The 13,290-nt window shown below is 39.2% G+C and carries 11 protein-coding genes; all 11 read right to left on the bottom strand.

Translation table 11 applies throughout. The features are described 5' to 3' along the window. Positions 1 to 5: 5 nt before the first annotated feature. The gene (locus EVU92_RS12455; protein ID WP_063705281.1) at positions 6 to 704 is read right to left on the bottom strand and encodes an AAA family ATPase; all 699 of its coding nucleotides are present in this window, start codon (positions 702 to 704) and stop codon (positions 6 to 8) included. Further along, positions 701 to 2,767: an SLBB domain-containing protein gene (locus tag EVU92_RS12450; protein WP_130051491.1), complete on the bottom strand. Its 2,067-nt coding sequence runs from the start codon at positions 2,765 to 2,767 to the stop codon at positions 701 to 703. The genes EVU92_RS12455 and EVU92_RS12450 overlap by 4 nt, the downstream gene beginning before the upstream one ends. 1 nt (position 2,768) lies before the next feature. After that, positions 2,769 to 3,626 carry an OmpA family protein gene (locus EVU92_RS12445; protein ID WP_130051490.1) on the bottom strand — a complete coding sequence of 286 codons (858 nt, stop codon included), beginning with the start codon at positions 3,624 to 3,626 and terminating at the stop codon, positions 2,769 to 2,771. An 8-nt stretch (positions 3,627 to 3,634) separates the two neighbouring features. Continuing rightward, on the bottom strand, positions 3,635 to 3,955 hold the full coding sequence (locus EVU92_RS12440; protein WP_054561490.1) for an STAS domain-containing protein: 321 nt from the start codon (positions 3,953 to 3,955) through the stop codon (positions 3,635 to 3,637). Between the two features lie 186 nt (positions 3,956 to 4,141). Beyond that, positions 4,142 to 5,953, bottom strand: a complete 1,812-nt coding sequence (locus EVU92_RS12435) for a sugar transferase (RefSeq protein WP_130051489.1) — start codon at positions 5,951 to 5,953, stop codon at positions 4,142 to 4,144. Between the two features lie 9 nt (positions 5,954 to 5,962). Beyond that, positions 5,963 to 7,042 carry a glycosyltransferase gene (locus tag EVU92_RS12430; RefSeq protein WP_130051488.1) on the bottom strand — a complete coding sequence of 360 codons (1,080 nt, stop codon included), beginning with the start codon at positions 7,040 to 7,042 and terminating at the stop codon, positions 5,963 to 5,965. Continuing rightward, positions 7,039 to 8,514, bottom strand: coding sequence for a GNVR domain-containing protein (locus EVU92_RS12425; protein ID WP_130051487.1), 1,476 nt, complete (start codon positions 8,512 to 8,514; stop codon positions 7,039 to 7,041). The genes EVU92_RS12430 and EVU92_RS12425 overlap by 4 nt, the downstream gene beginning before the upstream one ends. Before the next feature lie 169 nt (positions 8,515 to 8,683). Further along, complete coding sequence (locus EVU92_RS12420) at positions 8,684 to 9,820, bottom strand: glycosyltransferase (protein ID WP_130051486.1); 1,137 nt, start codon at positions 9,818 to 9,820, stop codon at positions 8,684 to 8,686. Then, the gene (locus tag EVU92_RS12415; RefSeq protein ID WP_130051485.1) at positions 9,817 to 10,527 is read right to left on the bottom strand and encodes an acyltransferase; all 711 of its coding nucleotides are present in this window, start codon (positions 10,525 to 10,527) and stop codon (positions 9,817 to 9,819) included. The genes EVU92_RS12420 and EVU92_RS12415 overlap by 4 nt, the downstream gene beginning before the upstream one ends. Next, positions 10,520 to 11,884 (bottom strand): O-antigen ligase family protein, encoded by a 1,365-nt coding sequence (locus EVU92_RS12410; protein ID WP_130051484.1) that lies wholly within the window; start codon positions 11,882 to 11,884, stop codon positions 10,520 to 10,522. The genes EVU92_RS12415 and EVU92_RS12410 overlap by 8 nt, the downstream gene beginning before the upstream one ends. Further along, a complete protein-coding gene (locus tag EVU92_RS12405; RefSeq protein WP_130051483.1) occupies positions 11,868 to 13,286 on the bottom strand; it encodes an oligosaccharide flippase family protein in 1,419 nt (472 codons plus the stop codon). Before EVU92_RS12405 ends, EVU92_RS12410 begins: the two co-directional genes overlap by 17 nt. Positions 13,287 to 13,290 lie beyond the last annotated feature (4 nt).

Here is a 13,290-nt window from a genome sequence, read left to right as displayed (position 1 = left end):
GAGTCTCAGTAGGGTAAAAATAACCAACGCTGTTTAATAACTTTGTTTAATAGATACTCTGTCAGTTTAGGCCATTTTGGCTGAAATGCTTTAAGAGTTCTGACGATACGGCTACCTAAAGGTGCAAATTGATGCTGGGCAACAACTATTTTTATCTTAGTTACACCAGCATGTTCTAAATTCGCCATCCCATGACACAAGGCTTCTTCATCGTTATAGCCAAGCGATACCGTTAAAAATGTGAGATCCGTACATAGGCTTAAAGCATGCAGTGGTACATTACCGCGATTACATTTTAACGCCGGGCTCATATCTAAAAAAATATAGTCGTACTCTTGTTTTATCCGTTCAATGGCGTCATTCAGCACATTTTTACTTTTAACTGATTCAAGCTCTCTTAAGTGTTGCATAGTCAGTAAATCAACTTGCTCAGTATTAATGATATTAAGCTGACATGAGATATCACTAAAGCACCATGATTCAACTGTGTCTGGTTGTTCAAATTTAAACGGATTGAGCGGGTTTAAATCGATGATTAAAACTTTGGCCGCCTGTAAACTTAAACGTTTAGCTACACTGGCACATAGCGATGTAGAGCCTTCATTCCCCGTTAATGAGATAAAGCAGATACAACGTGCTTTAGTGTTATCTATCTCGTTACACACGGCTTCAAGTTCTTGGTATTGCGCTGGTATTAGTTTCATAAGCCCACCACTAAAGCAACAACAGTAATAAAATCTAAGAAGTTTGATTTAAACTGACTCATTAAATCTTGGCCTTTATCTGGTACATAAAGAGTATCGCCAGCGCGTAACACAGGGATATACGCTGAATTAGGGTTCTTGACGAACTCTTCTAAATCAAACACACGAGACTGCTCTTTACAGCAGGAGTGATTGACCACCACAATTTTGTCGATAAGCGCTGAGCTTGATGGACCTCCCGCTTCTGCAAGTACATCAAGTACCGTCATGGTGTCATCAAAGCTGTAACGACCTGGTTTTTCAACCGCCCCCATAATACGAACTACTTGCTCTTTCGGTGTACGTAGCCAATCTTTATCTTTTTCTGGAATGTAGATGGTATCGCCCGGTAACACATGCGGGAATAATGTTTCATCACCGGTTTCAAAATACAGTGCAAGGTTTAACTTGCTAACTCTTGCGGTGTTATCATTGCGATGTGTAATACGAATATTACGTAAATCAGCGTTATCTGTAGGGCCATCAGCGGCGGCTAAAATGTCGATAAAGTGCATATTCGTGTTAAATGCATAACGACCTGGTGAGCCCACCTGCCCCATAATATATATTGATTTGCTTGATTCTTGACGGATCCATTGTGATTTATTGTCGGCAGGGTCAACCGGTAGCTCTTCAACAATAATGGTGTCGCCAGCCAATAAGTTAGGTAATGCGTATTTACCCGAATCATTAATCGTGTATTGCTCTAAATCAAAACGTTTCGTGATTTCGCCGTTTCTAACAATTTTAATGTCATTGATGTTTGCCCCTTTGGTTGGACCGCCGGCATGAGCCAGTAAATCTGTAAAGTCCATTTCAGGGCTCCACTCATAACGACCCGGCGATAAAATGGCGCCGATAATTTTAATGGCACGCTTAGGAGGAACTTTTAACCAGCTTTTTTCATTTTGATCAGTTTTTTCTGGTACAAAAATCACATCGCCTGGATTTAGATTTGGTACTTTTACAGCAATGAGCCCTTCACTGTAGCCTTGCAGGTCAAACAGGATGTTTTCGCCGGCTGGCGTTAAGATTTTTATTTGACGCGTTTCGGCAAAGCGAGTTGGCCCACCTGCATTGGCAAGTATGTCTAAAAAGCTGGTGTTATCTGCTGCTTCATAAGCGCCAGGCTTTTGTACTTCACCCATGATATAGACAGTTCTTGATGTGGTATTTACATCATCAACCATAATTGGCACATAGATGGTTGAGCCTGCTTTAAGCTGTGGCATGGTATCGTTATTGGGTTTATCTAAATAGGCTTTTAAATCAAATACAACCGGTGTCTTATCAACAATAACGCGAATTTTCGTCACATCTGCATAGCGTGTTACCCCTTCGGCACGCATCAGTGCATCAAGTACACTCATGTTTTCTTTAAATGAAAAGCTGCCCGGATTGTGTACTTCGCCAAGCAATGTGATGGCACTGTTATCACTTGCGTCACCAGATGCACTTAACGTTTGTGCATCAAAGTCGATTTGCACGTTTCCTAATAATGGCGACACAGGGACAAATACCGTGTCTGCACTTTGAAGTGCGGGAAGCAAATCTATGTTGCCTGAGTCTAGGTAGGCTTTGTAGTTAAACTCAATCATCTCTCCAGCACGGCGAATTTGTAAACGGTCAAGCTGAGCGCCTGGTTTTAAGCCACCTGCACGCGCAATCACCATTTGAATATTGCCATCTTTAGGGATGCTCACTTGTGATGGATCGTTCACATAGCCCATTACATTAATGAAAATATCACGAGAGTGAATTTCAACGTAAAAGTCATCCATCGCCACATACATTTCACTTAATGCTGTGCGTAATTGACTTTGCACATCGTCAAGCTGTAAGCCTGCTACTTTAAAACGACCTAGCTCAGGTAAGGTAATTGTGCCTTCTTTATCAACTTCAAACGGTTCGCTAAACTCAGCTTCACCTGGTAAATATAAGTAAAGTTTATTACCTACTTCTATTTCTTCAGCGAAAGTCGGTAAGGCGAAAATCAGTAAGCAAAGTAAGATTAACTGTTTCATGTTATTGCTCCTTAGGACCATTTAGGATTTTGGTCCAGCTGGATAATGCATGGCTTTGTTTCGTGCTTTTTTCTTCATTCATGTCGATAATAATTGCCTCTACTCGTCTATCTGAATGACGTTTAGGTTTTGAGTCAGGTTCGTCGCTGTACGGTGTTAAACTACCTTGCGTTAAGGTTGTTATTGTCGCTGGGTTTACACCATAAATACCTAGCCAGTGTTTTACTGTTTCGGCACGCTTAAGTGCTAACTCATAGTTGTTTTGTTGCTGACCACTAATGTCAGCATGACCAACAAGCAGTAAGTTAACTTCATCAACTTGTTTAATTAAGTCAGCCGCTTGTGCTAAACGTGTGATGTATTTAGGAGTAACCTGAAAATCATTCAGCGAGAACTGGTTATCACTATTTAAAAGCTCAGTGATCTGGTCTTTAAGTGATGCTGTCATGTTTTTTTCAGTATCAGTAACGCCTGCACATTGGCTCATCGCATTAACAGTTTCAAAGTGCTTCGCAAGCTGATTTAAACCGTGATAGTGAATAAGTAAATCATGCTCAACATCAGACCACATTTGCGCTGCTATTAGGCGTCTTATACGGTTTTCGTATATTTGTGCTTTTAGCAGTTGTGCTGGCATACATTGCTGTATCCCTTGTGCTTTTAATAAATCTAACTTTAAAACATGATGTTGAAATTCGCTTAGCACCACGGTTTCTTGTGTGTCATAGATCATCTCGTGTTGTTCATCAGTAAGCGGATAATTTTGATATTTTTCTGCCCAGCCTCCTTGCCCCTCATCAGGCCAAGAAGCACATCCACCAAGCGTTAGCAAAATGATTGTAAATAGTATGTGCTTCATAAATCACCTCACGCGATATCAGCTTGTTCGATAAATGGAATCGTCTTATCAACTCTTAATAGACTCATTAGTTTGTGTGGTTGCCCAGACACATTAAGCAGTGATAATTTTTGCCCTTTTTTCTCAATACGTTTATATAAGAACACCATGGCACCAATGCCAGATGAATCAATAAATGTAGTAGAGCTAAAATCGAGTACCACACTTTGCTGTTTGCCATGTGCAACCTCTTCAAACTGATCTTTAAAGCCATCGACGGCTAGACCAGAAAAGTCACTAGGTAGTGAAATTAGTTTGGTATCGTTAGAAAATGATGTGTTGTTAGCCATGATCTTCACCTTAGTTAAATTGGTTAGTCATAGTAACTAGTACAACTAAAATGCCAGTTTATAAGGTGTTGTAATTTAAAGGCTAAATGATGGGGTGATGCATAATGCAATTAACTTTTTGCTGTTAATTTGCATTATGCAACGTGATTTGCTTAATTTATTTGATAAAAAAGACGTGGATTGGTATCACTGCCCTTTGCCTGTAAAGACAACTTGTAATGTTTTAACCACAATTGAAAACTCAAGCTTCGCCCAAGCACGCGGTGATGACATACTCAGTGAATAGGCGTAATCCCAGCCAATTTTACTGCGTGCATCGTCTATGGTTTCGTCATAACCGTTCATCACTTGAGCAAGACCAGAAATACCTGGTTTAACCCCGTAAGTACGCTGGCAAAAATAAGGGATGTCTTTTTCTAATTTACCATAAAAAACAGGACGCTCTGGTCTTGGGCCAATTAATGACATCTCGCCTTTGAGCACATTAATTAATTGCGGAAGTTCGTCAATTCGTGTTTTACGCATAAAGCGCCCTACTGCCGTTATTCTTGGATCATCTTTACTGGCCCACACAGCACCAGAACGCGACTCAGCATCAACCACCATAGAGCGAAACTTATAAACATAAAATAACTCAACGAAGTCATCTGAGCTTTCACCCACTCTAAGTTGCTTAAAGATGATAGGACCTTTAGATGTAAGCTTTATAGCCAGCGCTGCAATTAAACAAACAGGCCAAACTAGACTTAACGCAAATAAGGCACCTGCAATATCTAAGCTTCGTTTGATGACTCTAATAACAGACTTGGTTTGTGCTTTACTCGCAGATTTTACACGTTGCCAAGGGGTGTCGAAGTAACCTTGTTCATAACGAATGATCCCCCAAAGTGCTAAAAAGTAGCTATTTAAGGTGTAATTAACTTTATCGACGATAGGAATGCGTTTTTTAAACGCGAATATAGTTTTAACAGCTTGTACTGCGTGAAGTGACAAAATGCCTGTAGCAATCAATAATGACCACATAGACTGCGACACGAGGGCCTCTATCATTACACAGCCATAAATACAGGCTAAAATAATTGGCATTAAGCCACGTAATACTTTGTGCGAGAAAAAGTTCATACAAGTCCACCCTAAACGCGGGTTAAGTAATAAAAAAAGCGCTTTAATTTGCTGCCAATTACCCGCACCTAGCCTTACTCGGCGTTTATAATCCTCACTTTGCTCATCGCATTCTCGCTCGTAAATGACTACATCTTCATCGACTACGGCCTTACCGCCTTTGCTTAATGCTTTCATTGATAATACAAAGTCGTCGTTGATGGTGTTTTTCTCTAATTCACACGCGTATTCAGCGCGCATGGCGAACATTGCCCCTGGTACGCCAATCACGGCGCCTAGGTTTGACTCCGATTTTTTCACTTGGTTTTGGTACTGCCAGTAGGCTTTTTGCGCATCAGGGGCATTTTCATCTAAGGTGTACACACCTGTCGAAATTGCCACTTGCGGATCACTAAATTGCTTAGCCACTTTGTTTAATGCATCAATACTCAATAAAGCACTAACATCAGTGAACAGTAAAATATCATTGTGATATTTTGCCATCCCCATCAAGGTATTTAACCCTTGTACTTTCCCTTGGTTTTCATCACGATGGTGAAAATAACAATGCACGCCTTGCTTATGTAATACCTGCTGTGCTTGAAGAGCTTGTTGATAGCTTTTATCGGTGCAACCATCAAAATAAACATGAATGGAGTAATGATGAGTGTCATAAACTAGTGATGCTAAGTTATAAAGCTTTTCTGCAATATGCTGTTGTTCATTGTAAGCACACATCAAAACAGCAATATTCGGTGTGTAGTTGTCATCAAAAACGGTTTGCTTGCTTGGTTTATGCTTTTTGCTTGCAACACACTTTAGTAATAATGGGTAGCCAACATGATGATATGCAGCAATACACATCAAAATGATAAATAATGTAGTAAAAATAGTCATGGTTGGCTCCTACACTGCTAATGCAGAATATAAATTGTCGTATTTACTACTCATGGTTCTGGCATCCGCAATAGCAATAGCGTGATGACGAATACATAAACCATGCGGAAGTCTACTTGCTCTTAAAATAGCCGGTGCAAGTTTGTTAAATTCGTGAGGAGACACAAGTTCACCTTCATTCTTAGTAAGAACTTCATGAATGCCTCCAACATCGGAAGCTACAACCGGAATACCACATGCCATGGCTTCAATAATTGATAATGGCAAACCCTCTCGTTGTGAATACAAACACATAACGTCGATACTCGAATAAAAGGCCCGCATGTCCTGTACATTACCTAAAAAGTGCACGCGTTCGTTAAGGCCTAAATTACGTACCAAATTCATTAAAGTGACTTTCTGTTCGCCGTCACCTGCAAACACAATATGGTAATCCTGAGGTAAATAATGCAAAGCATGAATAAGATCTTTGTGACCTTTTCCTTCAATTAACCTGGCGGCACAGCCAACCAACTTAGCTGTGTGGGGTAAGTTAAGCTGACTTCTAGCCGTTGTTTTATTTATAGCCACAAAGGTATCGAAATCAATGCCATTTAAAATTGTGCGCTCAGGAATGATTGACGTTTTAGCTCTAAATTCGTCAGCAACAATACGTGCATCAGCAACCCAATAAATATTTGTCAATAAATCCAGCAACTTAGTGAAAGTACATTGTTTAACGTTATTTAAATACCAGGCATCATGAATTGTTGATATATGACGAACCGAATCACCGGTCAACGCACAAGCAAGGCCAGCATAAATAACAGGGCCAACATGATGACTGTGAATAATATCGATATCATGCTCTTTTATTAATGCCTTTATCTTTGCGATAACAGAAATACTCACGCCTGATTTTTTGTTTAAACAAATCACGCGATGGCTAAATTGTTCAAGCTCTGGCCATTGCTCAAACGCAGATTGTCTATCTCCCTCAAGAGAAACAATAATACTTGAACTACTAAATTGGCTGTTTTTGAGTAAAGTAATTGCCATTTTTTCTAGGCCACCTACTTGCAGGTGTTGAACTAAGTGCATGACATTCATAATTTATCTCCTTCAATATTACCGAAGTTAGATTCGGCATTGACGATAGGAAGTACTGTTACCACCTCTGCGCTGGTAAGTTTTTCGATCGTTTTAATATCTTTTAAGTGACTGTCACAAAGTGCAGCAACAAATACGCTTGCACTACCTGTGAAAATTCCAAGCACAATGCCAACGATAACGGTCATCAGCATTGATGTATTGATAGGTTGTGTTGGGCTATAAGCTCGCTCAATTGTTTTAACTTTGTCAGGTCCTTCGTATTTAACTAATTTGCCCGTAACTTTGGCCATTTCGTAACGGCTCAGCATGTCTTTATAAAGTGATTGTTTAACATCGTAATCACGCTCTAGTTTACGTAATTGTTTTTCTACATCACTGGTTACTAACAGACGTTCACTGACAAGCTGCACTTGCTCTTCGAGCATTGCAAATTCTTGCTCTTGCTGAAGTAAATTATTACGGGCCTCTTCAAGCGCAAGAAGTTGTGATACTAAAACACTGCTCTCTTTACCATCACCAGACGGAAGCGTATTAACCATTTGCCATAACTGATCAAGATTCGTTGTGTCTAGCTCTTCACTTGATGCTAACAACGCCTGTTGGCGACTTTTTAAGTTTGCCAGTGTGCGTTTTTTCTCGATAATCTTGCTATGTTTATCGGTATAGCGTGTTCTCAAAAGACTTAATTCAGATTCAGTACGAATTATCTTTTCTTCTAAATTGCCTAAAATTGGATTGGCCTGCCCTACTTTACTCACTAAGGCATTCAGTTTTGCTTTAGCGCCTGAAAGAGCAATCAGCTTTTGTTGTTTTTCGCTTAGTAAGCTGTCGAAGGTTTGGCGATTGCTATGTAATACATCGGGTAAGGTATTACTGTTTTTGGTTTTAAAATCAGCCAGGGCTTCTTCAGATAACTCAAGTTCTTCGCGTAAACTATCGAGCTGTTTAAAGAAAAACTGCTCAGAAGTATCAAGTGACGCCTTTGTTGGTGCTAATAAACGTTCAATAAATTTTTCTACCACCTTTTCAAGTACTGGCTTCATTTGTGATTGGTCATGCCAAATAAAGTTAATGCGGACCAGCTCATCGCCAATTAACGAAAGTGATAACGCTTTAGATAGTTTTTGATGAATTTCTTCAACTTGTTTTGGCGTAGCATCTTCAGCTATTAATTGGGTTTCTTTTGCTACTGCAATAAGTACCTTACGACTGATAACTAAGGTACGCAGCGCTGCCATACGATCAGAAAGCTGAAACGAGAAAGACAGATCATCTAAGTAAGGATTAAGTAGTGCAGACTCTTCAATTAAGATGGTGGCGTGATTGGTATATTGTTTTTGCGCAGATAAGCCAAGCGCAATGACGACGATTGGCACAATGCAAAACGGAATAATAAAGAGCTTAATACGCGTGTAAAGCGCATAAAGCCCTAAATAAATTAACCGTTTGATCTGCTCTTTAACTAACATACTTTACCTTTTGCTTTGCATTTTGCGAAATTGCTCGGTTTTAATTTGCAAATTGATAAAAACAACCGAGATTTCTATAGATAGTTATTTAATTGCAGTTAGTGAGCCAAAATGTAAAAAGCCGCATCTTGTATCGATACAAGATGCGGCTTTGGGTTGAAAGGTTTGTTTAGCAAAACCTAAGTTGTTTACAGACTAGCTTGGCTTTTGCTTGCCAGCTATGATCACTTGCCTGCCGAGATTGGTTTGCTCGCCAATTCAAGTTGTTTGATTTACTTAGGCTTACAGCATAGTCGACACGCTCAATAAAGCCCTGGTGGTTGTCTGCTATTAATATGGTCTCTTGGTACGGATTAACCGCAGCAAAGCGTGTCGTGACAATCGGTGTGCCTGTGGCTATGTATTCTTTTAATTTAAGTGGATCACAGGCCCTGATCTGTTCATTATCAACAAATGGCAAGATAGATACCTGCCAATGCTGAGAAAATGAAGCTAAACGATCATGCTCTACAGCCGGTATATGGGTTACATTGTCTAACTTGAGTAGCTCAGAGAAGTCTTCGACAAGGTGGCCTATCAATACTAATTGATACTCAGGCCTATCTTTAGCTAGCCTTAACAATAAGGCTTTATCAAGCCAAGCATTTAAGGAGCCATAAAAGCCAATAATGGGTCTGCTTATTTGTTCAAGTTCAAAGGCTTTCGGTGTTTGCGTGGTGAATAGTTCTAAATCGACCCCATGAGAAAGCATTTTTACTTTAGATTTTGGCATTTTGTAGGCAAGATATTCACTAACAACATAAATAATATCTGCTTTTTCAATAAGTTCGCTCTCAAAAGGCGCAACCATCTTATGATCGACACCTGCAAGAGCCGAGAAGTCATCTCCACAGTAATAAATGACTTTATCCTGCGCTCGCGGTGAGATTAGACTAATTGCAGTAGGCACACTAAGCCAATAAACTATTGGCTCATCATCTATGAAACCTTTTCGATTAAAAATCCATTTATTAAATAGCCTTACTATTACGCTATCGTGCCAAGGTAAAACCGCTAATGTGTGTGATGTTAAATTAATATTCTGGCCAGTTTTGGTTGTCGTCGTTTTCGGTCTTGAGGGCTTTGATAAAAAAAGGCTTTTTAATTTATTAAAGACTCGTTTTACATCAATCAAGCGAAATGTTGGTTTTCGCATACCAATCGAGTTAATCCAAATAACCTGATGTTGTTTTGCTAGTTGTTTAAATAGGTGCTGTGTACTACTTGGGTGACTTTGCCAGTCTTCGCCGAATACAATAAATTTCATAGCGAATCCTCCAGCTCTTTAACAATTTTAGCTGGATTGCCAGCAACAATAGTATTTGCTGGCACATCTTTAGTAACTACAGCGCTTGCAGCAACTATAGCACCCTCGCCTATTGTTACACCTGCAAGCACAGTTGCGCCGGTGCCTATCCAAGCGCCTTGTTTGATAATGATATCGCCAACTTGGCATTCATCATCAGGATCACCTAGAGCACGTCTTTCAGAGTTTAGAGGGTGACCAGGAAAACCAGCTAAAAATACCCGACCTGCAAGGCGAACATCATCTTCTAAAACAATTTTTCGACCAACAGAAAACGCATTTTGCCAGCCAATATCAACATTACTGCCAATTATAAGTTTGGGTGTGTAACTACCATGACTACGCCCACAAAAAGTACTGATGCCACTAATTCGTGTGTTGTCATTACAGCTAATTTCAAGTTTTCCTAAAATTTGCGGCATACCAGAATACAGGTATAAATTTGCTTTTGAGCCCTTAATTTGGCTTTTAAATAGTGGTGTGTAATAAAAAATGCGCCCAAGCTCACTCACTACAGTTTTAACCAATAAATGTAGTTTATATATAAATGAATGAATACCTGGGATAACCCACATTTGCGGATTGCGAATCGATTTAGCAAATTGAAAAAGCGATTTTGCAAATGGGCTGTCACTTGATTTAAGCCATTGTTTAATATTTTCACTCATGTGAGCTCTCCCTTTGTCTATCAATTACAAGCTTTTCTAAGGCAATGGTTAAAGCAAGAATGATATATATAGGCCATGTAAATGCCTGAGTTAAAAAGGTGCCTGACACCATAAAGCCAATTAGGCCGCCCTTTAGCGCTTTCGCATTTACATCTATTTGTTTGTCATTAATCTGTTTATTCATTAAGAACACACGGTTCAAGGTGCGATAAATACAGGCAATCACTAATACAAAAATGCATATTCCTACGATGCCTGTTTCACCTAATACCTGAAACCACGTACTGTGTACTGCATGATTCTTGCCATCCCAATGTGGGCTGTAGAAATAGTAATTAACGACAAAGTTATTAACCCCAACCCCAGTTAATGGATTATGTATTGCCATATTGATTGCAGCTTGCCATGCGTAAATACGGCCCATAGCTGATTCATCAACACCACCTTCATGGGAGCCGCCACTTTGTCTATCTGCAATACCTGCAAAAGCAACCATGGCTAACATGCCCACGGCACCAATGCAGCCGACCACTACAGGATTTTTAACTTTCTGGTAAATAAAGAAACTAAGTACAGCAGCAATGCCAAGTAAGCCTCCTCGGCTTTGTGTTGCAATAACACCGCTGATTGCGATAACTAAGCAAATAAATGCAATGATGCGTCTAAATTTATGGGCACTTGAATCAAATACTTCAGCAGCTAAAAAAGACACGGGAAACATCATTACAAGTGATAAATCGTTAGGATCACCAAGCTGCGAGCGAAGTTCTCGCGAAATAGTGACGCGGGTACCTTCTACTAGGCCAATGCCATTCATTTTGTTACTCAGGGCAACTAAAGCAATGGCGGCACCTGAGATCATGATGCCAATTCTAACCACATTAAAATGCTTTAATGTGCTCATCCACCACGAGATTGCAAATACCATAATGAGTACTTTTGTCAGTACACCTGACCAGTACTCCATCGCTAAACCGCGATTTGAGGCACTAAAAACGCAAACAGTAAGCCAAATAAACCAAACAAAAAATATCAGATGATTGGTATGCCAATGTGGCTTTAATTTTTGTGAGATAAACAGGTGCCAAGCTATTCCCAATAGTGACGCAAGCGCGAGTAACTTAGGAATTTTAAAAGGCATTAAAAAAGGAAAAGCTTCGTGTAATCTAAAGTAGCTAAATAAAATAAACAAAATTATAAAAGCCACACTTACCTTTACTGCAGTGAAAGCGGCAAAAGGTAATAGCAGCAATGCAAAAACTGCTATCGGGCCCAAAATGGCATAGGTAACAACCACAAGTAAGGTTACTAAAATGCCATTAATGAATAACTGATTTTGTTTATAGTAATTGAGCATAGTGATGCTCCTTCATTAAGCTTGTAATTACATGCTTAATCAAAGATTTATATTGGAATGCTAGGCCAACTAAATAAATTAAACACACCACCCATTTAGCATAACTAAGCTCGTTAAACTGTAATGTGATAAACGTTATAGAGACCAATGCTAACCAGCTTGGAATTAATGCAGCAAAATTTAGATTTAGAGGTTCGAAATATTGACTAACTGAGTAAAGGCAAACTAATTTAAAGCTTTGCATAATAATTAACGACAAAATTGCGCCTTCAACTCCAAAGTTGGGCACTAAAAAATACAGTAGACTTAGGCCTAAAAGCGCTGTGATAAAGTTAATTAAGGATACAAACACACCATTCTTGTGCATGTAGCAACCTATATTAAAAATATCGCTGTGATGACGAATAGCTACAACAATAATTAATAAAATCAGCCAGCTATCTTTGCCATGGTATTCAGCAGGAAGTACAGAGTTTAGAGCGATTGGTGCCAGTAAACTCATCAAAACACACATAGCTAAGCCTGCATTTAATGAGGTTATTGCATAATTTTGATATTGCGTTTTATCTTGCTTAATTAAGCTGAAGCGCTTAGCAAACCACCAAAGTCGGATTGGCTCAAATGTAAATGAAGTTATAATGGCGAATTGTGCTGCGACGTAATAACTTGCTAAGACACTCTCGTTGAACTGTGCAACAATGAACCAGTTCTCGGCACCATTACCGGCATAAACAAACAAACCTGATGCGATAATTGAAGTTAAGAATACAGTCTGTGATTTTTTTATTCTCCAGCTAAAGCGAGAATAGCTCACTTTAAGTGCACTTCGCATATCACTTAAGGTTAAACACATAATAATGAACGTGCAGACAACACCTGAAACCATTACACCGGTTACATTAAAACCAAGAACTAACAAAGTGATTGTTAAACAAGTTTGTATGACAGCATGCGCAATACTATAAAAACAATACTTTTGCGCGTAACCAAATAACCGGTAGTAGGTATACGGGATAGCAAGTACCGAGGCAAAAGTTAAATTTAAAATAAGTAACCTAAAATCAATCACCTTTATTTGCGCAGGTAAGGTTGCAATAATTTGCTCGCTAAATATAAAGCTACAGCCTAAAAAAAGCGCACTAAAACAGATTGTTAATACCAGAGAGTCTCTAAATAACGCCATTTTTTCACGAAAAGATGGATACTGTTGTTTTAGCAGTAGCTCAGGTAAACCAAGCGAAACCACTAAAGAGCATAACGCTGACATGGTTACTAAAAAATTTAGTTCACCAAATTCGCTTTTTTCTAAAAAGCGTGTAGTTATTGGTAAAAGCAAAAAGCCAAAACCTTTAACTGCAAATATTGCTAAAGCAAAGTAACCGATTTGTTTTAAGTTACTCATAAAA

Origin of the sequence: Pseudoalteromonas sp. MEBiC 03485, from assembly GCF_004195145.1 — a bacterium.
Taxonomy (GTDB): domain Bacteria; phylum Pseudomonadota; class Gammaproteobacteria; order Enterobacterales; family Alteromonadaceae; genus Pseudoalteromonas; species Pseudoalteromonas apostichopi.
This window is presented reverse-complemented; position numbering and strand designations above follow the sequence as displayed.